At 63.5% G+C, this 23,593-nt stretch carries 27 protein-coding genes; 13 read left to right on the top strand and 14 right to left on the bottom strand.

The features are described from left to right. Positions 1 to 109: 109 nt before the first annotated feature. The 6 genes from QKW60_RS06900 to QKW60_RS06875 all read left to right on the top strand — a co-directional run bounded on the left by QKW60_RS06900 (position 110) and on the right by QKW60_RS06875 (position 5,728). Positions 110 to 979: an ABC transporter permease gene (locus tag QKW60_RS06900; protein WP_282367501.1), complete on the top strand. Its 870-nt coding sequence runs from the start codon at positions 110 to 112 to the stop codon at positions 977 to 979. Then, entirely contained in the window at positions 976 to 1,824 is an 849-nt protein-coding gene (locus QKW60_RS06895) for an ABC transporter permease (protein ID WP_282367500.1), read from the top strand. The genes QKW60_RS06900 and QKW60_RS06895 overlap by 4 nt, the downstream gene beginning before the upstream one ends. A 22-nt stretch (positions 1,825 to 1,846) precedes the next feature. Beyond that, positions 1,847 to 2,830, top strand: coding sequence for an ABC transporter substrate-binding protein (locus QKW60_RS06890; RefSeq protein ID WP_282367499.1), 984 nt, complete (start codon positions 1,847 to 1,849; stop codon positions 2,828 to 2,830). A gap of 200 nt (positions 2,831 to 3,030) precedes the next feature. Further along, entirely contained in the window at positions 3,031 to 4,053 is a 1,023-nt protein-coding gene (gene dusA / locus QKW60_RS06885; RefSeq protein ID WP_282367498.1) for a tRNA dihydrouridine(20/20a) synthase DusA, read from the top strand. Positions 4,054 to 4,136: 83 nt separating this feature from the next. Further along, positions 4,137 to 4,955 carry a sulfite exporter TauE/SafE family protein gene (locus tag QKW60_RS06880; protein ID WP_282367497.1) on the top strand — a complete coding sequence of 273 codons (819 nt, stop codon included), beginning with the start codon at positions 4,137 to 4,139 and terminating at the stop codon, positions 4,953 to 4,955. Next, entirely contained in the window at positions 4,949 to 5,728 is a 780-nt protein-coding gene (locus tag QKW60_RS06875; RefSeq protein ID WP_282367496.1) for a hypothetical protein, read from the top strand. Before QKW60_RS06880 ends, QKW60_RS06875 begins: the two co-directional genes overlap by 7 nt. 55 nt (positions 5,729 to 5,783) lie before the next feature. On the opposite strand, the gene QKW60_RS06870 is transcribed toward QKW60_RS06875, so the two are convergent. From QKW60_RS06870 to QKW60_RS06850, 5 genes are all read right to left on the bottom strand, one after another. Further along, positions 5,784 to 6,110: a hypothetical protein gene (locus QKW60_RS06870; RefSeq protein WP_282367495.1), complete on the bottom strand. Its 327-nt coding sequence runs from the start codon at positions 6,108 to 6,110 to the stop codon at positions 5,784 to 5,786. 45 nt (positions 6,111 to 6,155) lie between these two features. After that, complete coding sequence (locus QKW60_RS06865) at positions 6,156 to 6,803, bottom strand: aquaporin (protein WP_282367494.1); 648 nt, start codon at positions 6,801 to 6,803, stop codon at positions 6,156 to 6,158. Beyond that, the gene (locus QKW60_RS06860; RefSeq protein ID WP_282367492.1) at positions 6,804 to 7,277 is read right to left on the bottom strand and encodes an arsenate reductase ArsC; all 474 of its coding nucleotides are present in this window, start codon (positions 7,275 to 7,277) and stop codon (positions 6,804 to 6,806) included. It lies immediately after the preceding gene. Between the two features lie 76 nt (positions 7,278 to 7,353). Beyond that, positions 7,354 to 7,467, bottom strand: coding sequence for an entericidin EcnA/B family protein (locus QKW60_RS06855; protein ID WP_282367490.1), 114 nt, complete (start codon positions 7,465 to 7,467; stop codon positions 7,354 to 7,356). 3 nt (positions 7,468 to 7,470) lie between these two features. Next, positions 7,471 to 9,285 carry an extracellular solute-binding protein gene (locus tag QKW60_RS06850; protein WP_419762649.1) on the bottom strand — a complete coding sequence of 605 codons (1,815 nt, stop codon included), beginning with the start codon at positions 9,283 to 9,285 and terminating at the stop codon, positions 7,471 to 7,473. Between the two features lie 300 nt (positions 9,286 to 9,585). On the opposite strand from QKW60_RS06850, the gene QKW60_RS06845 reads away from it, so the two are divergent. Continuing rightward, complete coding sequence (locus tag QKW60_RS06845; RefSeq protein WP_282367489.1) at positions 9,586 to 10,359, top strand: 3-hydroxybutyrate dehydrogenase; 774 nt, start codon at positions 9,586 to 9,588, stop codon at positions 10,357 to 10,359. Positions 10,360 to 10,495: 136 nt separating this feature from the next. After that, positions 10,496 to 11,533, top strand: a complete 1,038-nt coding sequence (locus QKW60_RS06840) for a patatin-like phospholipase family protein (RefSeq protein WP_282367488.1) — start codon at positions 10,496 to 10,498, stop codon at positions 11,531 to 11,533. Positions 11,534 to 11,538: 5 nt separating this feature from the next. Here QKW60_RS06840 and QKW60_RS06835 read toward each other — a convergent pair whose 3' ends face one another. The 4 genes from QKW60_RS06835 to QKW60_RS06820 form a co-directional block, all read right to left on the bottom strand. Then, positions 11,539 to 12,261: a DUF502 domain-containing protein gene (locus tag QKW60_RS06835; RefSeq protein ID WP_282367486.1), complete on the bottom strand. Its 723-nt coding sequence runs from the start codon at positions 12,259 to 12,261 to the stop codon at positions 11,539 to 11,541. A gap of 61 nt (positions 12,262 to 12,322) precedes the next feature. Then, entirely contained in the window at positions 12,323 to 13,240 is a 918-nt protein-coding gene (locus QKW60_RS06830) for a pseudouridine-5'-phosphate glycosidase (RefSeq protein WP_282367484.1), read from the bottom strand. Further along, the gene (locus QKW60_RS06825) at positions 13,237 to 14,130 is read right to left on the bottom strand and encodes a PfkB family carbohydrate kinase (RefSeq protein ID WP_282367482.1); all 894 of its coding nucleotides are present in this window, start codon (positions 14,128 to 14,130) and stop codon (positions 13,237 to 13,239) included. Before QKW60_RS06825 ends, QKW60_RS06830 begins: the two co-directional genes overlap by 4 nt. A 48-nt stretch (positions 14,131 to 14,178) precedes the next feature. Beyond that, on the bottom strand, positions 14,179 to 14,514 hold the full coding sequence (locus tag QKW60_RS06820; RefSeq protein ID WP_282367480.1) for a cupin domain-containing protein: 336 nt from the start codon (positions 14,512 to 14,514) through the stop codon (positions 14,179 to 14,181). Between the two features lie 32 nt (positions 14,515 to 14,546). Here QKW60_RS06820 and QKW60_RS06815 point away from each other — a divergent pair, with 32 nt between their 5' ends. From QKW60_RS06815 to tsf, 3 genes are all read left to right on the top strand, one after another. Continuing rightward, on the top strand, positions 14,547 to 15,275 hold the full coding sequence (locus tag QKW60_RS06815) for a DUF2461 domain-containing protein (RefSeq protein WP_282367478.1): 729 nt from the start codon (positions 14,547 to 14,549) through the stop codon (positions 15,273 to 15,275). Between the two features lie 194 nt (positions 15,276 to 15,469). Next, positions 15,470 to 16,243: a 30S ribosomal protein S2 gene (gene rpsB / locus QKW60_RS06810; protein WP_282367476.1), complete on the top strand. Its 774-nt coding sequence runs from the start codon at positions 15,470 to 15,472 to the stop codon at positions 16,241 to 16,243. Between the two features lie 98 nt (positions 16,244 to 16,341). Continuing rightward, positions 16,342 to 17,217 (top strand): translation elongation factor Ts, encoded by an 876-nt coding sequence (tsf, locus tag QKW60_RS06805; protein ID WP_282367475.1) that lies wholly within the window; start codon positions 16,342 to 16,344, stop codon positions 17,215 to 17,217. Positions 17,218 to 17,412: 195 nt separating this feature from the next. Here tsf and QKW60_RS06800 read toward each other — a convergent pair whose 3' ends face one another. From QKW60_RS06800 to QKW60_RS06785, 4 genes are all read right to left on the bottom strand, one after another. Further along, positions 17,413 to 18,372, bottom strand: coding sequence for a methyltetrahydrofolate cobalamin methyltransferase (locus QKW60_RS06800; RefSeq protein ID WP_282367474.1), 960 nt, complete (start codon positions 18,370 to 18,372; stop codon positions 17,413 to 17,415). 27 nt (positions 18,373 to 18,399) lie between these two features. Beyond that, positions 18,400 to 19,323 carry a methylenetetrahydrofolate reductase gene (locus QKW60_RS06795; protein ID WP_282367472.1) on the bottom strand — a complete coding sequence of 308 codons (924 nt, stop codon included), beginning with the start codon at positions 19,321 to 19,323 and terminating at the stop codon, positions 18,400 to 18,402. A gap of 28 nt (positions 19,324 to 19,351) precedes the next feature. Next, on the bottom strand, positions 19,352 to 19,648 hold the full coding sequence (locus QKW60_RS06790) for a virulence factor (protein ID WP_282367470.1): 297 nt from the start codon (positions 19,646 to 19,648) through the stop codon (positions 19,352 to 19,354). 252 nt (positions 19,649 to 19,900) lie between these two features. Continuing rightward, positions 19,901 to 20,581, bottom strand: coding sequence for an outer membrane protein (locus QKW60_RS06785; RefSeq protein ID WP_282367468.1), 681 nt, complete (start codon positions 20,579 to 20,581; stop codon positions 19,901 to 19,903). A gap of 273 nt (positions 20,582 to 20,854) precedes the next feature. Here QKW60_RS06785 and QKW60_RS06780 point away from each other — a divergent pair, with 273 nt between their 5' ends. Both QKW60_RS06780 and QKW60_RS06775 read left to right on the top strand, forming a co-directional pair. Continuing rightward, positions 20,855 to 21,967, top strand: a complete 1,113-nt coding sequence (locus QKW60_RS06780) for a Ppx/GppA phosphatase family protein (protein ID WP_282367466.1) — start codon at positions 20,855 to 20,857, stop codon at positions 21,965 to 21,967. 89 nt (positions 21,968 to 22,056) lie between these two features. Continuing rightward, entirely contained in the window at positions 22,057 to 22,794 is a 738-nt protein-coding gene (locus QKW60_RS06775) for an RlmE family RNA methyltransferase (protein ID WP_282367464.1), read from the top strand. On the opposite strand, the gene QKW60_RS06770 is transcribed toward QKW60_RS06775, so the two are convergent. Further along, positions 22,791 to 23,333 (bottom strand): Hint domain-containing protein, encoded by a 543-nt coding sequence (locus QKW60_RS06770; RefSeq protein ID WP_282367460.1) that lies wholly within the window; start codon positions 23,331 to 23,333, stop codon positions 22,791 to 22,793. The genes QKW60_RS06775 and QKW60_RS06770 overlap by 4 nt on opposite strands. Between the last annotated feature and the right edge of the window lie 260 nt (positions 23,334 to 23,593).

Raw genomic sequence — 23,593 nt, 5'->3', positions numbered from 1 at the left:
GCGTCGGGACGGATGCGACCGCAGACGGGGGGCTGTCTGCCCCCCGGTCCCCGATTGCATCGGGGACTCGCCCCGAGGATATTTTGGAACAGGTGAAGGGAGAGGCGGTGTGAGATCGCTTCTGCCTATCCTCGCCGTCGTCGCGGCCATCATCGCGCTCTGGTACGGTGCGACGGTCTGGCTGAACAGCCAGTGGAGCTACGATCAGGCGGCGCGGGCCGGGGTTGAGATTTCGTTCTCCGAGATGGTTTCCGATACGATGGCGCAGGAGCGGCCCGTCCTGCCCGCGCCGCATCAGGTGGCCTTGGGCCTCTGGCAGGGGGTGGCGGGGCAGAAGATCACTTCGAAACGCAGCCTTGTCTATCATGGCTGGATCACCTTCTCGGCCACGATGCTGGGTTTTGCCATCGGCACCGGGCTTGGCATCCTGCTGGCCGTGGGGATCGTGCATGACAAGGCGATGGACATGTCGGTGATGCCCTGGGCGATTGCCAGCCAGACGGTGCCGATCCTTGCCATTGCGCCAATGGTCATCGTGGTGCTGGGCGGGCCGCCATTGAACGTGCCGCCGTTGCTTTCCAAGGCGGTAATCGCGGCCTATCTGACCTTCTTCCCTGTCGTCGTCGGCATGGTGAAGGGGCTGAGGAGCCCCGACGGGATGCAGCTTGATCTCTTGTCGACCTACAATGCGTCGCGCGGGCAGACCTTCTGGAAACTGCGCCTTCCGGCCTCCATGCCCTATCTCTTCGCCTCGCTGAAAGTGGCCGTCGCCGCCGCCGTCGTCGGCACGATCGTCGCTGAACTTCCTTCGGGCGCCGTCGCCGGGTTGGGCGCGCGGCTGTTGCAGGGAAGCTATTACGGTCAGACCGTGCAGATCTGGGCGGCGCTTTTCGCCGCCGCGACGCTGGCGGCGGGGCTCGTCGTGATCATCGGGGTGATTGAGCGATCGGTTCTGGCCCGCATGGGGATGGCGCGATGAACTGGCTTTGGGGCGCGATACTCTTCTGGCTGGCGGCCTGGGGTTTCAACGCCTGGCTGGCGCGGCAGCCGGTGGCGAAGACCAGGGCGGTCAGGCTCTTTGTCCCGGCGCTTTTCGGCGTGACGCTGCTCATTCTCTGGGAGGGCATTGTGCGGGGGCTCAATGTGCCGGGCGTGATCCTGCCTGCGCCCTCGGTGATCTGGGGGACGCTGAAATCGTCGGTCCCGATCCTTTGGGGCGATTTCGTGCAGACGATCCTCAAGGGCGCGCTGTCGGGCTACCTGATCGGCTGCGGGTCGGCGGTGCTGACGGCTGTCATGATCGACCGCTCACCCTTTCTGCAACGGGGCCTTTTGCCTGTCGGCAATTTCGTGGCGGCCCTGCCCATCGTCGGCATCGCGCCGATCCTTGTAATGTGGTTCGGCTTCGACTGGCAGTCGAAGGCGGCCGTCGTCGTCGTCATGGTCTTCTTCCCCGTCCTCGTGAACACGGTGGCGGGGCTTGCCGCCACCGACCGGATGCAGCGCGACCTGATGGCGACCTATTCGGCGAGCTACTGGCAGACCTTGATGAAGCTGCGCCTGCCTGCGGCGATGCCCTTCATCTTCAACGGGCTGAAGATCGCGACCACGCTTGCCCTGATCGGCGCCATCGTCGCTGAATTTTTCGGCTCACCCATCAAGGGGATGGGGTTCCGCATCTCCACCGCCGTCGGACAGCTTGCGCTCGACATGGTTTGGGCGGAGATTGCCGTGGCGGCCCTGGCCGGTTCGGCATTTTACGGTTTGGTGGCAACGCTCGAACGCGCGGCCACTTTCTGGCATCCCTCGCAAAGAGGGCGGTAACGACAACAAGGAGGATGTGACAATGAAAAGACTGATGATGAGTGCTGCGGCGCTGAGCCTGATGGCGGGCGGCGCATGGGCGGCGGACGATGTGACGCTGCAGCTGAAATGGGTCACGCAGGCCCAGTTCGCGGGCTATTACGTGGCCAAGGAGCAGGGCTTTTACGACGAGGAAGACCTGAATGTCACCATCCTGCCGGGCGGCCCGGATATCGCGCCGACGCAGGTGATCGCGGGCGGCGGGGCCGATGTGACGGTCGAATGGATGCCGGCAGCACTCGCCGCGCGGGAAAAGGGCCTGCCCTTGGTGAACATCGCGCAGCCCTTCAAGTCGTCGGGCATGATGCTGACCTGCCTGAAGGAATCGGGCGTGGCCTCGCCCGAAGATTTCAAGGGCAAGACGCTGGGCGTCTGGTTCTTCGGCAACGAGTACCCGTTCCTGAACTGGATGGCGACGCTTGGCATTCCGACGACCGGTGGGGCCGACGGGGTCGAGGTGCTGAAGCAGGGCTTCAACGTCGATCCGCTGCTGCAGAAGCAGGCCGCCTGCGTTTCGACCATGACCTACAACGAATACTGGCAGGTGATTGACGCCGGTATCAGCCCCGATGACCTCGTCACCTTCAAGTATCAGGACGAGGGCGTGGCGACGATGGAGGACGGGCTTTACGTGCTGGAAGACAAGCTTGCCGACCCGGCCTTCGAGGACAAGATGGTGCGCTTCGTCCGCGCCAGCATGAAGGGCTGGAAATGGGCCGAGGAGAACCCGGACGAGGCGGCGATGATCGTTCTCGACAATGACGAGACGGGTGCCCAGACCGAAGGTCATCAGAAGCGCATGATGGGCGAGATTGCCAAGCTGACGGCGGGATCGAACGGCGCGCTTGATCCGGCGGATTATGAGCGGACGGTTGCGACTCTTCTGGGCGGCGGCTCGGACCCGGTGATCTCCAAGGCGCCGGAAGGGGCCTGGACCCATGCGATCACCGACAAGGCGCTGCAATAAGGCCTGTCTCAGGTGAGAGGGGAACGCGCGGGCTTTGGCCCGCGCGTTTTTTATTGGGTTTGCAGGAGGCTATGGTCCGGGCAAGGCTGGCGGTTGCGGTGGCGTTTCCCTTGGCAATGATGCTATGAGCCGCTTTCGGTGCCACATGGTGCGGCGCCGGGGAGATTGGGACGCCCGGGTTCGGCGGAAAGATGGGAATGATGACGGCGGCGAAGATCGGCAGCAATCCTGAGGACGCAAAGGTCCGGCGCGCGGCGCGTCTGTCCATTGCGCCGATGATGGATTGGACGGATCGTCACTGTCGCTACTTTCACCGGTTCATGTCGCGCGAGGCCCTGCTTTACACCGAAATGGTCACCGCGCCTGCGGTGATCCATGGCGATCGCGCGCGGCTTCTGGGGTTCGACGCGGCGGAGCATCCTGTGGCCCTTCAGCTTGGCGGGTCTGATCCGGCGGAACTGGCCGAGGCGGTGCGGATCGCGGGCGATTTCGGTTATGACGAGATCAACCTCAATGTCGGATGTCCGTCGGACCGGGTGCAGTCGGGATGTTTCGGCGCGGTGCTGATGGAGCGGCCCGCGCTTGTGGCCGAGTGTGTCGCGGCGATGATCGCGGTCTCGCCTGTCGAGGTGACGGTGAAATGCCGCATCGGGGTCGATGATCAGGTGCCGGAGGAAGTGCTGCCGGCCTTTCTCGAGACCGTATCGGCGGCCGGTGTCACCCGCTTCCAGATCCATGCCCGTAAGGCCTGGCTTCAGGGGCTGAGCCCGAAGGAAAACCGCGATATTCCGCCCTTGAACTATCCACTGGTCATGGCGATGAAACAGGCATTTCCGCATCTGCATATCTCGGTCAATGGCGGGATCACCACGCTGGATCAGGCCGAGGCGTTTCTGGCCGAGGGGCTCGACGGGGTGATGATCGGGCGCGCTGCCTATCACGAGCCTTACGAGGTGCTGGCCGGGGCCAATGCCCGCATCTTTGGCGGTGAGCCCGCGCCTGACCGGTTCGAGGTGGTGGAGCGGATGCGGCCCTATATCGCGCGGCATCTGGAAGGTGGCGGGCGGCTCCATCAGATCACCCGCCACATGCTGGGCCTCTTCCACGGCCAGCCCGGCGCGCGCGGCTGGCGGCGCGTGTTGTCCGAGCGCGCGAACCGGCCGGGTGCGGGGCTGGAGGTGATCGACGCGGCGCTTGAGCCGATGGCCGCCTTGGCGTCCTGATCGCGCGTCTATCCGGTCAACTGATCTGGCCAATTTCCGGCAAAGCGGCTATCTGGCGTTAAGAATGGGCGAGAGGGATCGGAATGCCAGAAATAGGGGAACTCATGCCGATGCTGGCCTTGTTGCTGGCAATCGGTGCCTTTGCGGGCGTGATCGCCGGTCTTCTGGGGGTTGGGGGCGGGATCATCCTCGTGCCTGCGTTCTTCTACGCGTTTTCCGGGCTCGGCTATCATGGGCCGGACCTGATGCAGGTCTGCCTTGCCACCTCGCTTGCCACCATCATCGTGACCTCGATCCGGTCGGTTCTGGCCCATAACCGCAAGGGCGCGGTCGACTGGGCGATCCTGAAGGGCTGGGCGCCGGGGATTGCCATCGGCGCCGTGCTCGGCGTTCTGGCGGTGGCGCAGCTCAGGACGCCCGCGCTGCAGGCGATCTTTGGATGCCTGGCGCTGGTCGTGGCCTTCTACCTCGGCCTCGGTCGGTCGGAGTGGCGGTTGGGGTCGGCCATGCCGATCGGGGCAGGCAGGGCGGTGCTGTCACCGCTCGTGGGCTTCCTTTCGGTCCTTATGGGTATCGGCGGCGGGTCGTTCGGCGTGCCCTTGATGAGCCTTTACGCCACGCCTATCCACCGGGCGGTGGCGACGGCGGCGGGGTTCGGTCTGGTGATCGCGGTGCCCTCGGTCGCCGGGTTCCTTCTGACGCAGGTCGAGGGCGGGCCGCCCTATACGGTCGGGGCGGTCAACCTGCCCGCTTTCGTGGTGATCATCGCCATGACGCTGATCACCACGCCATGGGGGGTCAGGCTTGCCCATGCGATGGACCCGAAACCGCTGAAACGGGTCTTCGCGGTCTTCCTCGCCCTGGTTGCGGTCAACATGCTGCGCAAGGCAGCAGGGTGGTAGCCGGGCTTGCGGCGCGGGGCTGGGCCCGGTTCGGGCCCGATCCGGCGATCGCACGCTGGGCAAGCGCGGCGCTGCCTCTGGCGCGGGAGGCGCTGGCGCAGAGCACCGAGCCGCTGCGCTGCGGCGGGACATGGGATGTCGGTCTTGACCTTCTGCCAAACGAGTCCGATGCGGCGGTCGGAGGTGTTGCGCTGGAGGGCGCGGCCATGTCCGCAATTGCCGCGCTTTACGGCATGCTGCCACTCCACCGGGCGCAGCTATCGGCCGTCTATCCCGGCTATCCGCAGCCATGGGAGGCGGAAAGCGATGCGGCCTATACCTACCGGCTGACCCGCGACGCGGCCCATATCGATGGAATTTTGCCGGTCGGTCCCGAAAGGCGGCGAATGGTCCGCGAACCGCATGCCTATATCCTAGGCCTGCCGCTGACGGAGACGGGTGAAGGGGCAAGCCCGCCGGTCATCTGGGAAGGCAGCCACAGGATCATGGCACGCGCCTTTCGCGAGGCCTTCGCGGGTTATGCCGCAGCAGATTGGCCGGATGTCGATGTGACTAACGTCTATCACGCCGCCCGGCGCGAGGTCTTTGCCACCTGTCCCCGCGTGGTTCTGCATGCCGGGCCGGGTGAAGCCGTGCTGATCCACCGTCTGGCCTTGCACGGGATCAGCCCGTGGCAGGTCGGGGCAGCAGCGCCGGAGGACGGCCGGATCATCGCCTATTTTCGCCCGGAACTGCCCGGTGGAATAGCGGAGTGGTTGCGCGTCGAAGAGTGATGGTGTTCCACCTCACGGCGAAACCGAAACGCTTTTGCCCAAAACGTTGTCTTGCCTACTCGTTCGGCCCATCATCGCCATAGCGGGCATCGTCGTCGTATTCATCTTCGCCCTCGGGCAGGTACTTGCCCGACAGCCGGATCGATTGGTCGTCGTGGCGAGGGTCCATCACGACGTCGGAGGGCAGTTCACCAGAGAGCCATTCGCGAATCTCTTCGCGGGCGTCGCCCGGTTCTTGTTCCGTCAGTTCCGCGATGTAGAGGATGAAGGCGCGCTGGTCGCCGTCGATCTCATCCAGTTCGGCCTCGTCGGCATCGGGCCATTTGTCGATGATCGCCTCGTAGAAGGCGGACCAGTTTTCCTGAACATGGTGCCATTTCATCGTAAGACCTCCGGTCGTTCCGGGGTCCAGTCTGCACCTGTTCGCTCAGACAGAAAAGAGCCGGGGCAAAGAAAATGCGGCGATGACAGCACCTACGATCTGCGCGGCGATATAGGCCGCGATATGGGCCGGATCGATCCCCGCGAAGGTGTCGGTGAAGCCGCGCGCGATGGTGACGGCGGGGTTGGCGAAACTTGTCGAAGCGGTGAACCAGTAGGCCCCGGCGATATAGGCGCCGACCAGCGCAGGCACCTGCGCGGGCGCCTGTTTCAGCCCGCCGAGGATCGCGAAGAGGAGGCCGAAAGTGGCAACGATCTCGGCGACCCAGAGCGCGGTGCCCGTGCGCGCGGTGGTGGAGGCCTGAAGGATTTCCTGCGCGAACATCACATGGGTGATCCAGACTCCGGCGATCCCGGCGAGGATCTGCGTGACCACGTAAGCCAGCGCCATTCCGGGCGTAATCTGTCGCATCAGCGCGAAGGCGAGCGTGACGGCGGGATTGAAATGCGCCCCCGAAACCGGGCCGAGCGCGGTGATCAGAACGTAAAGCGCGAAACCGGTCGCGGTTGAATTGGCCAGAAGCGCCAGCGCCACGTTCCCGTCCGCAAGCGTCTCGGCCATGATGCCAGATCCGACGACGGCGATCAGCAGAAAGGCGGTGCCGAGGGCTTCGGCGGCAAGGCGGCGCAGCATTCAGGACGCTCCGATCAGCCGCAGGGTTCTGCCAAGCTGTTCAGGCTCCATCGTTTCAAATGGCAGCTTGAGAAACGCGCGTGCATAGGCCCGCAATTGCGAATAGGCCTCTTCGAACGCGCGAGGCTGGTCATCCGCTGCTGCGGCGGCCGGGTCCTCGACGCCCCAATGGGCGCGGATGGGTGTGCCGGGCCACATAGGGCAGGCCTCTGCGGCCGCAGAGCCGCAAACGGTGATCACCGCATCCATGGCCGGCGCGTCGGGCCCTGAAAATTCATCCCAGGATTTCGATCGCAGACCCGTCATCGGCAGCCCCTTCCGGGAAAGCAGCGCCAGAGTTTCGGGGTGAACATCACCCTTCGGCTGCGATCCGGCCGAGAACGCCTTTATGCGGCCATTGGACTCCGCGTTCAGGATCACTTCGAGAAGAACCGACCGGGCTGAGTTGCCGGTGCAAAGGACGAGAATGTTCATTGGTCGTTCCTGACGCTGTCAATCGCGCACGCGATACACGTATAGTGTAACGGCATTGCGACAGGGACAGGCCGGATCAGAACCAGCTTTGCACCGTGCGCGCGCCACCCGAGACATCGTCGCCGACGCCCGCGACGGTATTGCATGCCGCAAGGGCGGTCAGCAGCGCGACAAGGACCAGTTTCTTCATGCTCTATTCCTCATACCACCATGTTTCAGGCTGAAAGCCCGGCCAGTCCCCGTATAGCGGAATTCGGTCCGGGTAGTGAAGATGCGAGGAATGGGCAATGCGCGAGACGCGCGAGAACCAGACCGGGATGACATAGCGCCCTGCTGTCAGCACGCGGTCGAGGGCCTGTGTGGCGGCGATGAAATCTTCCTGGCTGCGGCTTTCGACCATGGCCTTGATCATCGCCTCGGCGGCGGGGGAGTTCATGCCCATCCAGTTGCGGCTTCCGGGTTCAGTGACGCCCTTTGCCCCCCAGTAAAGGAACTGTTCATTGCCGGGGGACAGCGACAGCGCGCGGGTGTACCAGGCCATGCCGAATTCGTAGTTGTTCGTGCGCTCCTTGTACTGGGCGCTGTCGACCGTGGTGACGGTCGGGAAGATGCCGAGGTTCTTCAGCGCCTCGATATAGATATCGGCGATGGACTGGGTTTCTGTCGCGCCCGAAGCCAGCAGGAGTTCGAAGGTGAAGGGCTTGCCCTCGGCGTTCGTTAACGTGCCGCCGTGAACGGTCCAGCCTGCTTCTTCCAGAAGCTTCGTCGCTTTGCGAAGATTGCCGCGGTCGACGGCACGGTCGGCATTGCCCTCGGGCAGGGCGTAGCCTTCGATCGTGCCCGGGGGCAGGTCGGCGGCGAAGGGGGCGAGGAGGTCTGCCACCTTTCCGGTCGCCGGACCAGCGCCCATGGCAAGGACCGAGTTCGAGAAATAGGACAGGATGCGCGGCTCAGTACCTCCATTCAGTGTCTGGTTGATGAATTCGAAATTGAAGGCCAGAAGCATCGCCTCGCGCACCCGCCAATCGGCAAAGACGGGTTCGCGTGTGTTCATGACGAAACCGGTTATGCCCGAGGGGCGCTGGTTTTCGATCTCGGACTTCACCACCTCGCCCGACTGGATCGCGGCGAAGTCGTAGTGACTGGCCCATTTCGCGGAGTTGGTTTCCCGGTGGCTGGAGGTTTCGCCGCCAGTAAAGGCCTGAAACACCACATCGCCGTCGCCGAAATAGTCGTAACGGATCTCGTCGAAATTATGCTGGCCCCGGTTGAAGGCCAGATCCTTGCCCCAGTAGTCGGGATTTCGTTTGAAGGTTATGTAACGACCCGGCTCGAACCCGGCGACCACATAGGGGCCGGTACCGGTCGGCACGTCGAGCGCGGCGTCCTCGAAGGTCTTTCCCTCCCACTGCGCCATTTTCAGGATCGGGCGCATGCCCATCAGCAGGGCCAGTTCCCGGTCCTCGGTGTTGAAGGTGAAGCGCACCGAACGCTCGCCGGTCTGCTCCATCTTCGCGACCTTCGCCCAGGCTGTGTGGTAGCGGGGATGTCCCTTGGTGCCCAGGGTCTCGTAACTCCACATCAAGTCGTCGATGGTCACCGGGCTGCCGTCGGAGAAACGCGCTTCGGGCCGAAGCGTGAATTCGACCCACGTCCGGGCCTCATCCGTCTCCACCGATTCGGCGAGAAGGCCATAGAGCGTAAAGGGTTCGTCGATCGAGCGGCCCATCAGGCTTTCGACGGTGTGAAGCCCGAGCCCCCAGGGAGCGGAGCCTTTCAGAATGTAGGGGTTGAGGGAGTCAAAGCCGCCCGGTTCGCCAAAGACGATGCGCCCGCCTTTCGGCGCATCGGGATTGGCGTAAGGCAGCGACACAAAATCGGGTGGTAGGGCCGGGCGTCCATACATAGCTATGCCATGCTGCGGCTCGGCATGGGTGGATGGCGCGGTAAGAAGAAAGACGGCAGCGAACGCGATCCAATGTAGCCATGTGAATAAAACCGGTCTCATTTCGTAGACAATCCCCGCTGCCCGTTCTTCGTTGGCGGTGAAGCTAGCCGGGCTTTCCAGCCTTTTCAAACTTTTAGCTTGGCCGGTGGCGAAGGACCGCGTATAAAGAAGGCACTGCTCGATAGGTTTCTTGCCTGTATGAAACCTGCCTCAATAACTTAACGCCCGCTTCGTGCGGGCGTTTTTTTTCTTGGGTTTTTGCGGTGTCGGCGGTGCCTTGCCCGTGATGCGGGAATCACCCTGTTCTTTGCTGCCGCAGCATGTAGTCTTGCCGCGACGCAACAAGATACGGGGCCAATCATGCAGCTGAAGGGTAAGACCGCCATCGTCACCGGATCCAATTCCGGCATCGGCCTTGGTGTCGCGCGGGAACTGGCGCGGGGCGGGGCGGACGTGGTGCTGAACTCGTTCACCGACCGGGATGAAGATCATGCTCTGGCGGCGGCACTCGCCAAGGAGTTCAAGGTGCGTGCGCGCTACATCAAGGCTGACATGTCGGACGGCGATGAATGCCGGGCGCTCGTCGAGGCCGCCGGGAATTGCGACATCCTTGTCAACAACGCCGGGATCCAGCACGTGGCCCCGGTCGATGAGTTCCCGGTCGCGAAGTGGAATGCGATCCTTGCGATCAACCTGTCTTCCGCCTTCCATACGACGGCGGCCGCGCTGCCGAAGATGCGGGCGGCGGGCTGGGGGCGTATCGTCAACATCGCCTCGGCCCATGGCCTGACCGCCTCGCCCTACAAGTCGGCCTATATCGCCGCCAAGCACGGGGTTGTGGGCTTGTCCAAGACCGTCGCGCTGGAGACGGCGGGGCAGGGGATCACCTGCAATGCGATCTGCCCGGGTTACGTTCTGACGCCATTGGTCGAGGCGCAGATCCCCGACCAGATGAAGGTGCACGGGATGGACCGCGATACGGTGATCCGCGAGGTGATGTTGCAGCGCCAGCCTTCCAAGCAGTTCGCGACGGTTGAGGAGATCGGCGGCACGACCGTGTTCCTGTGTTCGAAGGCCGCAGCGCAGATCACCGGCACGACCATTTCGGTCGATGGCGGGTGGACCGCGCTCTGATCCGGTTTCGTCCCGGCTGACGCCGGGCCGACCCGCCGGGGGCGCTGCCCGTCGTCCATTGGTTCTTGAACCAATGGCGCACCAATTGACGACCCCCGGAGTAATTCGGTCAAGAAGAAGGGAAATCGGCGTCGCGATGTCTGTCAGACGGATCAATCTTGCGTTGCAGGGTGGCGGTGCGCATGGGGCGTTTACCTGGGGCGTGCTCGACCGGCTTCTGGAAGACGAGACGATCGAGATCGCCGGGATATCGGGGACCTCGGCCGGGGCGCTGAACGGGGCCGCGCTGAAGGCGGGTCTGGCCATGGGCGGACGGCAGGGCGCGCGGGACAACCTCGACTGGCTCTGGGCGCAGGTTGGCGCGGTCGGCGATATGCGGCTCGCGGGCTGGTTTCGGGCGTTTCTGCCCGCGACCAGTCTTTGGGAAGAGATGACCGACCGGTTCGCGCCGTTTTCACCGGCGGAAACATTCACGCGACTGTTCAGCCCCTACGATTACGGTCCGTTCTACAGCAATCCGCTGGAACGTGTCGTCGAGCAGTTTCGCTTTGACCTTGTCTGCGGAGCGTCAGGTCCCGCGTTTTTTGTTGCCGCGACGAATGTGCAGACCGGGAAGATCCGGGTGTTTTCGGGGGTTGAGATTTCCACCGATGCGATCCTCGCCTCGGCCTGCCTGCCGACCATCTTTCAGGCGGTGGAGCTGCCGGACCCGGAGACGGGCGGGATGGAGGCCTACTGGGACGGCGGCTATACTGGCAATCCCGCGCTCTTTCCGCTCTACGCGCCTGACCTGCCGGACGATATCGTGGTGGTGAGCATCAACCCCCAGCAGCGCGAGGGCCTGCCGCGCTCGGCGCAGGATATCCTCGACCGGATCAACGAGATCAGCTTCAACGCGTCTCTCCTGGGCGAATTGCGGGCCATCCGATTTGCCAAGCGGCTGATCGCCGAGGGGCGGATGGAGAAAGGCGCGATGAAGGATGTGCTTTTGCATCTCATCGCCGATGACGGGCTGATGAATCGGCTGAATGCGCGCAGCAAGCTTGCGCCCCATCCGGGTCTTCTGTGGGAGTTGAAGGCGGCGGGGCGGGCCGCGGCAGACGATTTTCTTGCGCGTCACGGGGACAAACTCAACCGCGAGTCGAGCGTCGATCCGGGGCTGCTGATTGCCTGAAACGGTTATTGACCGTCGGGCGGCGGTGCCTTGTCCTTGCCGTTGGGATAGACCAGCCCCGCCGAGATGACGAGTTTCGCGGCGTCCTCGACCGACATGTCGAGGAACTTCACGTCGCGCTTGGGCAGGTAGAGCAGGAAGCCTGAGGTCGGGTTCGGCGTCGTCGGCAGGAAGACGGTCATCACCTCGTCATCAGGCAGTTTTGCCAGCACTTCGCCTTTGGCGGCGGTGGAGACGAAGCCGATGGCCCAGATACCCTGCCGCGGGTATTCGATGAGGCAGGCCTTGTCGAATTTCGACTCGGTCTGGCTCAGCACCGTTTCGGCGACCTGTTTTACGCCGGAATAGATCGAGCGCACGACCGGCATCCGGTCGACAAGGCTTTCCCCCCAACCGATCAGCGAACGGCCCATCAGCCCCTTGGCGACCCAGCCGACGAAGACAGTGAAGATCAGCGCGAGGATGACGCCGATGCCGCGCAGGTTGATTACGTAGTCGACGCCAAAGAGCGTGTGCAGGATCCGGTGGGGCTGGTACTTGTCCGGGACGAAGGGCAGGACCCAGCCATCGATCCAGCCGGTGACGGACCAGATCAGCCAGAGCGTGAGCCCGATGGGGGCAATCACGACGAGACCGGTCAGGAAGTTCGCGCGGAACCGCGCCAGCAGGCCGCGCCTGCGCGGCGGCTGGAGCATGCCGTGTTCGTGTCCGTCTTTGTCCGCGCTCATGGTTCCTGTCCCCGTCCCCACGCGAATGTAGGGGCTTCGCACCCTGCCGACAATGGGGGGGTCAGGTGGCGCGGGAGATTTCGGTCGCGATGGCCGCGCCGAGACGGGCATTGTTTAGAACAAGGGCGATATTGGCCTTGAGCGAGCGGCCGTCGGTCAGGTCGAAAATGCGTGAAAGAAGGAAGGGGGTCACCGCCTTGGCGGCGATGCCCTGCGCCTCGGCTTCCTTGAGCGCGGTTTCGATGACCGGTGTTATCTGATCTCGGGCGATTTCATCCGGCTCAGGGATCGGATTGGCGATCAGTTGGCCGCCGTCGAGTCCGAGACGCGCGCGCATCAGGTGGGCGGCGGCGATTTCCGATGCTCGGTCCATCCGCAGGGGCGCTGCGAGACCCGAGGAGCGTGACCAGAAGGCGGGAAAATCATCCTGTCCGTAGGCGATGACCGGCACGCCGAGGGTTTCCAGAACTTCCAGCGTCTTCGGCAGGTCAAGGATCGCCTTGGCACCCGCCGCGACAACGCTGACAGGGGTCCGGGCCAGTTCGTGAAGATCGGCCGAAATGTCGAAGCTGGTTTCAGCGCCGCGATGCACGCCGCCGATGCCGCCCGTGGCGAAGACGTGAATGCCTGCCAGATGCGCGGCGATCATCGTCGCGGCGACGGTTGTGGCCCCCGTCCGGCCCTGCGCGAGGCAGGCGGCGATGTCTGCGCGCGACAGTTTCATCACGTCGCTGGCCTGCGCCAGCCTTTCAAGTTCATCCGGGGTCAGGCCGATATGCAGCTTGCCCTTCATCACCGCGATGGTGGCAGGCACGGCGCCGTGGTCGCGGATTTCGGCCTCTACCCGGTGCGCCGTTTCAAGGTTCTGCGGGTAGGGCATGCCATGCGTAATGATCGTCGATTCCAGCGCGACAACCGGGGCGCCATTGGCGTGGGCTTCGGTGACTTCGGGTGAGAATGTGAGGGGCAGGTCGGTCACGATCCGATATCTCCGGACACATAATGGGCGGCGGCGTCGAGCGCGTCGCGCAGAGCGTCCTCGCGGCTCGCTCCCCTGGTTTCGGCGACGATATGGGCCGCCATGAAGGTGTCACCCGCGCCTGTCACGCGGGTGACCAGGACCGGGCGTGGCTCGGCTGCGACGACGCCATCCGCAGTGCCGTCGGCGGTCGTCTGGCCGCCGTTGGTGACCAGAACCCGCGCCGCGCCTCGGTTGATCAGGGCCTCAGCCGCCTGAGGCGCAGTGTCGAAGCGGCGATGGCAGAGAAGGCCGGCCTCTTCGAGATTCACATAGAGCGTCGCGTTTCGGACCGGCAGCAACGGCAGCAAACGCTCGGCCTTGCCGGGCGAGGCGGGGGCGATGCGCAGATCGGCGGCGGTGAAAGCCTCCGACCGGGCGATATCGGCCAGAAGCCCGGTGGTGAGGTTGCCGTCAAGCGCGATGGGACCGGACCATGGTTCGCCCGTGCCGCCGAGCGTGCCGTCCATGAGCGGGCGCAGGATCTTGTCCCCTGCGGCCTCCAGCGAATGTGCATCGGCAATCGCCGCGATCAGCCCGTTACCCCCCTCGACCGCCATGTAGCGGTCGGTCGGCAGATCGTCGGAGCGGTAGATGTGATCGGTCACCAGCCCCATCCGTGCGCAGGCGGCGACCAGTTCATCGCCCTCGGGATCGCGGCCGATGGCGGTCAGAAGCGCCGGATGCAGACCGAAGCGACCGAGCGTCATCGCGATGTTCATCGCCACGCCGCCCGGCAGCCGGGTGATGCGGCCCGGAACATCGGCGCCCGCGCCCATATGGGCAGGCGTGCGGCCGATAATGTCCCAGAGGACCGAGCCGATGCAGAGAATGTCGGGACGGAGTGTCATTCCCGTCCTTTGCCGTGAAAGCCGGGATACTGCAAGCCGGGCGCGACGTCAGCCGCGCAGGGGATAGCGGTCAGGCTCTTCAAAGACATCTAGTACCACCGTTCCGGCCGTGATCCGCGCGGAGTGGGTCGCCCCCGAAGGGATCGAATAGGTCTCTCCGGGGCGGTATGTGCGGGTGTCGCCCTCGATGGTCAACTCAATCTCACCCTGAAGCACCGTACCCCATTGGGCTTTGTGTGAGTGGGCGGGCAGATCAACCGCTGTGTGGAATGTAAAGAATACCGCCAGCCCGTGTTCCGAACGGATCACGTTGGTGGAAACGACGTCGTCCAGAAAGGGGATGTCGATAGCCGGAAGGTTGCGCATGAACTCTGCGATTGGCATCGCGGGCTCCTCTCGGGGTCGGAAAAGATGATATGCATAGTGTCGTTGTCATAACCGCAAAGCAACTCAAGGAGGCAGCCTTGCCGCCCTTCAACGGTTTTTCCCCCGAGACCTTTTCATTTCTTTCCGACTTGAAGGAAAACAACAAGCGCAGCTGGTTCGAAGCCAATCGCGACCGGTACGAGGCGTTTTGGAAAAAACCAGCGCTGGATTTCATCGAGGCGCTGCGACCCGGCATGGCAGCGATGGAGCCGGGCCTGAAGGCCGAGGCGAAGCTCAACGGTTCACTGCGCCGGATCAACCGGGATGTCCGGTTTTCGGCTGACAAGTCTCCCTATGAACCGATGCTGCACCTGATCTTCTGGCCGGGGGATCACCCGACGCGGGGGGCGGGCTTTCATTTTGTGCTGGATGCGGATGGCGTGGGCTGCGGCGCCGGGCGCTGGGGCTTCGACGGACCGGTTCTGGCGCGCTATCGCGACCGGCTGAAGGTAGCAGCCGAGCGGGATGCGTTGCTGGTGGCGCTTGAACAGGCGGCCGCTGTGGGCTGCCATCTCGACGAGCCGCATCTGAAGAATATTCCGAAGGGTTTTGATCCCGCGCCGGACTGGGATTACCTGCTGCGCTACAAGGGTATCGTCGCCCGCACGATGGAGGGGCGGATGATGCCCGGCTGGATCGGCACCGACAAAGCCGTGGACGAGGCACTGAACCGCGCGCGGGCCCTTATGCCGCTGATTGGCTGGCTTCACGCCCTTTAGCAAGGCGCGTCCCGCGCATGCTCGCCCCCCGGCAATGTCAAGGGGGGCTTGCGCCCGCAAGGTTTCCGGACTATACGCGCGCCACTTCACAGGCGAGGCTTGGGCCCTCGGGGGAGACATCCCCGAATGGTCCGCCGGTTGGGAGAGATCCCTGATTGGCTTCGCCGAGGTAGAAACCGGAAAGGAAAACGGACATGGCACTGCCTGAATTTTCTATGCGTCAGCTTCTGGAAGCCGGCGTTCACTACGGCCACCAGACCCAGCGCTGGAACCCGCGGATGGGCGAATACATCTACGGCGACCGCAACGGCATTCACATCATCGACCTGACGCAGACCGTCCCGATGCTGGACGCGGCGCTGAACGTCATCCGCGAAACCGTGGCCAAGAACGGCCGCATCCTCTTCGTCGGCACCAAGCGTCAGGCTGCCAAGCCGATCGCCGAAGCTGCCGAGAAATGCGCGCAGTACTACATGAACCACCGCTGGCTGGGCGGCACGCTGACCAACTGGAAAACCGTTTCCCAGTCGATCAGCCGCCTGAAGAACATCGACGAGGTTCTGGGTTCGGGCGCCGAAGGCCTGACCAAGAAAGAGCGCCTCGGCATGGAGCGCGAGCAGGCGAAACTGCAAGCCTCGCTGGGCGGTATCCGCGAAATGGGCGGGGTTCCCGATCTGCTCTTCGTCATCGACGTGAACAAGGAAGACCTCGCCATCCTGGAAGCCAAGAAGCTGGGTATCCCGGTCGTGGCCGTCGTCGACACCAACTGCTCGCCGGAAGGTGTGGACTACATCATCCCGGGCAACGACGACGCCGCCCGCGCCATCGCGCTTTACTGCGACCTCGTCAGCCGTGCCGCCCTTGAAGGCATGACCGCCCAGATGGGTGCCGCTGGCATCGACATTGGCGCGATGGATGAGGCCCCGGCCGAGGAAGCCGTGGCCGAAGAGGCCGCCGCCGAAGCCTGAGACAAGGGCCGGGGTTACGTCCCCGCTGTCACATGATTTTCATCGGGCGGGGATAGTCCCCGCCTGATCCGCTGATAAATCTTCGAAGGAGAGCCGACATGGCTATCACCGCACAAATGGTGAAGGAACTGCGCGAATCCACCGGCGCAGGCATGATGGACGCCAAGAAGGCGCTGACCGAAACCAATGGCGACATGGATGCCGCCGTTGACTGGCTGCGCACCAAGGGCCTTGCAAAGGCCGCCAAGAAATCCGGCCGCGTTGCTGCCGAAGGCCTCGTCGGCGTCGCCGTCTCGGGCGGCAAGGGCGTGGCTGTCGAGGTGAACTCGGAAACCGACTTCGTTGCAAAGAACGAAGAGTTTCAGTCCATGGTCTCGTCGATCGCCAATGCCGCGCTCAGCGCCTCTGATCTCGACGCGCTGAAGGTGACCGAGGTTGACGGCGCGACCGTGGACGAGAAGGTCACAGCCGCCATCGCCAAGATCGGCGAGAACATGACGCTCCGCCGTATGGTCTCGGTCACGGGCGACTCGGTCGTATCCTACGTCCACAACGCCGCTGCCGAAGGCATGGGCAAGATCGGCGTTCTGGTCGGTCTGAAGGGCGCGGACAGCGGCATTGGCAAGCAGATCGCGATGCACATCGCCGCGACCTCGCCCGCCTCGCTGTCCGAGGCCGACCTCGACCCGTCGCTCGTCGAGCGTGAAAAGGCCGTTCTGACCGAACAGGCTCGCGAGTCGGGCAAGCCTGAAGCAGTCATCGAGAAGATGATCGTTGGCCGGATGGCGAAGTTCTTCGAGGAGGTCACCCTTCTCGGCCAGAAATTCGTGATCAACCCGGACGTGACTGTGGCCCAGGCGGCCAAAGATGCCGGCGTCGAGATCACCGGTTTCGCCCGCGTTGCTGTCGGCGAGGGGATCGAGAAGGAAAAGGAAGACTTCGCAGCCGAAGTCGCCAAGACCCGCGGCGCCTGAGCCAACGGCAGGAAAGTCAAAGAAGGCCGGGGATTTCCCCGGCCTTTTCTTTTGCCCGGTCACCGGACTGGCGAAGGTTCCGGGACTACGCATCCGCGGCATCGCGTGCCCGGATCGGAAATGGATGTAATACGTGTAGGCGAATGAAAAAGCCCCGGTCGGAGCCGGGGCCTTTTCAGATCAGGTTGACGGGTATCAGCCGCGGGCGCGGCGGCCGCCGCGGCGGCCCGAGGCAGCCTGGCTTTGCGATTGCGAAGCCTCGGCAAAGCTCATGCCGCCCTCGACGGCTTCCAGAACCTTGGCGAAGCGGATCCATTCACCGCCGTTGGGGTCGTGGGCCGAAAGGAAGTTGGCGGCGCGGATCGCCTCCATTTCCACCTGACGGACCGGGTTCATGATTGCCGAGGTCATGCCCGCGCCGATCGCCATCGGCAGGAAGGCGGCGTTGATGCCGTGCCGGTTCGGGAGGCCGAACGAGATGTTCGAGGCGCCGCAAGTCGTGTTGACGCCGAGTTCCTCGCGCAGGCGCTGCACCAGCGCAAAGACCTGGCGGCCAGCGGTCGCCATCGCGCCCACCGGCATCACCAGCGGGTCGACCACGATGTCATGCGCCGGGATGCCGAAATCGGCGGCGCGCTGCACGATCTTCTTGGCCACCTCGAAGCGGACATCCGGGTCTTCGGAAATGCCGGTGTCATCGTTGGAGATCGCCACGACCGGCACGTTGTATTTCTTCACGAGCGGCAGGACGAGTTCCAGACGGTCCTCTTCACCGGTGACAGAGTTCAGGAGCGGACGGCCCTGCGCCGCCGCCAGACCCGCTTCCAGCGCGCCGGGTACCGACGAGTCAATGCACAATGGCACATCGACGAGCCCCTGGACGATCTCGATCATCCTGGTCATCAGCGGCGGTTCGGTCTCATTGGGGTTGGGGTTCGAGTTGTAAACCACGCCCGCGTTTACATCGAGGACCATCGCGCCGCAGGCGACCTGCTCCAGCGCGTCCTTCTCGACGGTGGAGAAGTTGCCCGCCTCAAGCTCGGCCGCCAGCTTCTTGCGCCCGGTGGGGTTGATCCGCTCGCCGATCACGCAGAACGGCTCGTCAAAGCCGATGACGACGGTTTTCGATTTCGATTCCAGGACGGTGCGGGTCATGGTTCACCTTGTCTCTTTGTTATGTCTTCAGGCCTGAGCGGCGGGGACGGCAGACGCGCCGCCGTTTTCAATGGCCCAGGTTGCGTTCGTCTTGATACCGCCGAGCGGGAAGAAGTGCACGGATTCGATGCCGAAGTCCGGATTGGCTTTCTTGTGGGCGGCAAGTTCGGTGATGAACTCGTTCGGCTCATAGGGCAGGAGGAGCTTCGTCACATCCATCGCGCGCTTCTGCAGAACCTTCAGCGAGGGGCCAACGCCGCAGGCAATGGCGAACTTGATCATGGTCTGCAGTTTCGCGGGGCCCGCGACGCCGATATGGACGGGGATGTCGATGCCTTCGGCCTGCAGGCAGTTGACCCATTTGATCACCGGTTTCGCCTCGAAGCAGAACTGGGTGGCCATCGCCATCTTGGCGTCGGTGCGGTCCTTGAAGGCCTGCTTCCAGCGCAGCGCGTCCATCACGTTCTTGTCGGACCCGTCAGGGTCGATGTCCTTGTTACCTTCCGGGTGGCCGGCAACATGCAGGCGGTCGAAGCCGTCGAAGAGGCCGGTCTCCATCAGCTGCATCGAGCAGTGGAAATCGCCGTGCGGCTTGGAGATGCCGCCGCCCAGCAGGAGCGCCTGCTTGACATCGGCCTCACCCTTATAGCGGGCGATCCAGTCGGCGAGCGTCGCCTTGTCCTTGATGATGCGCGCCGGGAAGTGCGGCATAACCGGGAAGCCCTCGGCGGCGATGCGCTTGGCGGTCGCGACCATGTCCTCGATCGGCGTCCCGTCGATATGGGCGATGTAGACACGCGTGCCGGTGGGCAACAGATCGCGGAAATCCTCGACCTTCTCAGCGGTGCGCGGCATGACCTCGATCGAGTAGCCTTGCAGGAAGGCCTCGACGGCGGCGTTCGCACCCGAGGGTGCCGCGGTTTCCTTGCGGCGGAAATTCAGAAGTGCCATTGCAACCCTCCGGTCAAAAAATCAGGCGTCACGCCCAGCCATCGTTGTCGATGAGCGCCTTGATGCGCTCCTTGTCGTATTCGGCGTCGATCCGCGCCACCTGGGCGTTCGCGACCTCTTCGTCCTCGCCCTCAACAGTGAAGGGCTCGGCCTTGCGCCATTCGGCGAGATAGTCATCGGTTCCGGCCGCACCCGTCTTCATCGCGGCGCGGTCGATGGCCTGCTCAAAGCGCTCTGGCAGCGGCTTTTTCGTGCCGCGGCGGCCCTTGCCGACGATGACCTGGGCCGGGATGTCGCGCCAGTAGACGATTGTGACTTCAGCCATGACGATTCCTTCTCGGTTCGCGCCCTCAATACTCGTCGCAACCCGCACATCAGTGCCGGTTTTCGACATTGTGCGGGACCGGAGCGACGTTGCCGCCTTTGATAGCGGTCCTGCGGATACCACTCCAGTGCCCACCGGGTGCATGGTCGACCTGACCGCAACGAAAACCGGTGGAAACCTCCCGGACAAAAAACGACGCCGCCCCCGGATTGGTCGGGGGCGGCGTAGCGTAATTTGAACTGTATGAACTGTTTACCAGCGATAGTTGGCGCCGATACGAAGCGAGCCGAATTTGATATCGGTTTGGCATGCGCCACAAGCGAACGGAATCGGCAGACTGCCAAGGTCGTTGTGAACGTATTCTGCCGAAACCGAGATGTTGTCGCGAACGGCGTGTTCGACGCCAAGGCTGGCAGCCCATCCGTTCATACTGTCCTCGCCGTGGATACCGAAAACCGGCGTGCTTGCGGTGACATCGGCTGAAGCAGAGCCCACCGTAGCAAAGACCAAGGTTCGGTCAAACGTGCGGCCGACACGGGCCCGGATGGAGAAGTAGTTTTCGATATCAGTCGTGCAGCCGCCGGCGGATCCGCAATTCAGTACTGTATCGACATCATCGACCGATGTAATCGTCCCAAACCCGCCTTCAATCAGGCCGCCGAAAACAAAGTTGCCGCGCTGCCAATCATAGCCTGCACGCAGAGAGAATGACTCCCCTTCAAAATCGGCGTCGTTGCCGAAGCCGAAACCGATCGCTTCCCATGCCACGGACCCGGTGCTTATCCCCAGTCCAAGACCGGCATAACCGCCAGACCAGTCATATGCGGCGACCGGTTCGGTTATGGTCTGATCTTCCGTGCCACCGTCAAAGCTACCGGCCCAACCACAAGTAGCCGTGCAGATGGCCATAACGGCCAGAATGCTCTTTTTCATGCCCCACCCATTTCTTTTATGTCCTGCCCAGATGTTTCGGACCACCCGGCCATCGCCGCAGGCAGACAGATTGCGACAAGTCTAAGACAAGTGGCTGCATCTCAAGCGAAAATAATGGAGGCGGCCTGTCCGAGATGGGTGCACGTTGCCCAAGCGCCACGCATTTGAGGTTGTGGCGATGAACGGATGCATGAATTTGGCAGTTTGAGGCAACTTGATTGCTGTCGAGGCTGCGTCTAAGTTGAAGGTAACAGCAAATCGGAGGGCGCAAAGATGGCGCCCAGGCGTCCCGGAGGTGCGGGCGCGTTCCCGAGATCGGTAGAGCCGCCAGGCACCCCAAGGCCGGACCCAGCGCAGCTATATGCGGCGCTGGATCTCGGAACCAACAGTTGTCGCATGCTGATTGCCCAGCCGAAGGGCAGTCAGTTTCATGTGATCGACAGTTTTTCGAAATCGGTCCAACTCGGGCACGGGCTGGAAGCGTCCGGTCGCCTGTCGCGCGGCTCGATGGCGCGCACAGTGCAAGCGATGCAGATCTGCCGCCGCAAGATCGAACAACACGACGTGAAGCGGATGCGTCTGGTGGCGACCGAGGCCTGCCGTCGGGCCAAGAATGCCGCGGAATTCATTTCCATGGTCAAGAAGGAAACCGGCCTGCCCCTGGAGATCATCCAGCCCGAGGAAGAGGCGCGGCTGGCGGTTGTGTCCTGCGCGCCTTTGGTGTCGACAAAGACCGAGCAGCTGCTGGTCGTCGATATCGGCGGCGGCTCGACCGAGCTGGTCTGGATCGATCTTTCCGCCGTGCCCCGCCATGATCGGCCGCGCGCCATCATGCGGCTTCATGCGGGCTTCCATCCGGCCGAAAGCCCGTTCCCGGCTGCCAAGGTTGTGGACTGGATTTCGGTCCCGCTCGGCGTTGCGACGCTGAAGGACCAGTTCCATGATGTGGAGGATGACGCGGCCCGTTTCGCGCTGATGAGCTGGTTCTTCGAGGAAAACCTCGCTGATTTCTCCCCCTACAATGCCAGCCAGCCGCGCGAGGGGTTCCAGATCATCGGCACCTCGGGCACGGTGACGACGGTCGCGGCCAGTCATCTGGGGCTTAAGCGTTATGACAGGACCAAGGTCGACGGGTTGCGGATGACATCGGACCAGATTGACAAGGTGATCCGCGAATACCTTCACATGGGGCCCGAAGGGCGGCGCAACGATCCAAGGATCGGCCGCGACCGGCATTCGCTGATCATGTCGGGGGCTGCGATCCTTCAGGCTCTGATGCGGATCTGGCCGACCAACCGCCTTTCGGTTGCCGACCGTGGCCTGCGCGAGGGCCTGCTTTACGCCCAAATGTCGGCTGACGGGGTACTTGAGGACGGGCCGTTCTGAACCTTCGGTCCGCGCGCGATTGCCTTGGCGGCGCTGGGTGCGTATTTGAACCGGGAAGTAGAACTGAGGGCCCGCGACGGGCAGGGGACATGGCGAAGACACCTTCGGGCAACACATCAGGACGCGGGCAGCGCGACCTTCGGGTGCGGGTCAAGACCGCAAAGGGGCGGAAACTGTCCTCGACCCTCTGGCTCGAACGCCAGTTGAACGATCCCTATGTGCAGCGGGCCAAGAAGGAAGGCTACCGGGGCAGGGCGGCCTACAAAATCCTTGAGCTTGACGACAAGTTCCGCTTCCTCGTGCCCGGCGCGCGGGTTGTGGACCTGGGTTGTGCGCCGGGAGGGTGGTGTCAGGTGGCGGTAGAGCGGGTGAACGCGCTTGGCCAGAAATCCGGCAAGAAGGTGGGCACGGTTCTGGGCGTCGACCTGCAGGAGGTCGAACCCATCGCCGGAGCCGAGATCCATCAGCTCGATTTCCTCTCGGACGACGCCGATGAGAAGGTGAAGGAATGGCTGGGCGGCAGGGCCGATGTGGTCATGTCCGACATGGCGGCCGCGTCATCCGGCCACAAGGGCACCGACCATCTGCGCATCGTGGCTTTGTGCGAGGCGGCGGCCTATTTCGCCTTCGACGTTCTGGAAGAGGGCGGCACCTTCGTTGCCAAGGTTCTGGCGGGTGGGGCTGAAAACGAGTTGCAGGCGCTACTGAAACGCGCCTTCACCAAGGTCGCGAATGTGAAACCGCCCGCAAGCCGTGCCGACAGTTCGGAAAAGTTCGTCGTCGCCACCGGGTTCCGGGGCGTGCCGGAGGATGACCTGGCCGATTAAGCATCGGCGCTGACGCAGAGGCCTTCCACCAGAACCGCCGCCGGGGCCGTGCACTGAAAGCTGTAATAGCTCACCAGGGCCTGCGGCGCCCGCATCACGCCCGGCTTGTCCAGAAGTTCGCGCGCCATGCGGAAATCCTGCCGGAACTGACCGGGGCTGACATTGATCTTCTGTGCGGGGGAGACGAGAAGATCGGTTTTCGGACAATTCGGCCCAAGCGACCCTGCCATGATCCGGATCGGCTGCGCGTCCGGATTGGCGCTCAGGAAATCCGCGTCTAGATGGTTGGCCACGACACAGGACACGCGAACGTAGCTGCCCTGAACGGTGCGCAGGGGATCGTGCTTGCGTAACGCCTGAACCGGCAGCGCGCCAAAAGAGGTCTCCACACGGGCGGTGCCAATGAGACCCGGCAGGGTCCAGATGACAGGGGTCGCTATGCGGCGGGAGGGGCGGGGGCTTTCCGGGATCAAAGCGCCCCGGCCGGGCGGCAGCGGGCGTTCGGTTGCGGAATTCATAGACTCGTAAGCAGTTTTCATTGGTCCTCGTTACGCTTTCTGACCGCCTGAACGCGCGGCCGTGACTGGATGAGCTTAGGAAAGAGCGGGAATGCGGCTCAGCCAAGGCGGGGTTTTTCCTGATTCCGGACTGGTTTGGGGCAGCCATGATTGTCAGCACTGGGCAATGGTTCCGTAGTCGAAACGATCGTTGACGGTTCGCCACCCATTTTTGTCACTCGTCGGGATTGTGGCCTGAAAGGCGGTTCCGCGGGCCAGAAAAGCACCCGATGCAGCAACTT

Origin of the sequence: Albidovulum aestuarii (assembly GCF_029961185.1) — a bacterium.
Lineage (GTDB): Bacteria > Pseudomonadota > Alphaproteobacteria > Rhodobacterales > Rhodobacteraceae > Albidovulum > Albidovulum aestuarii.
Note: the sequence above shows the minus strand (reverse complement) of the source record. Positions and strands in the feature narration are given on the sequence as shown.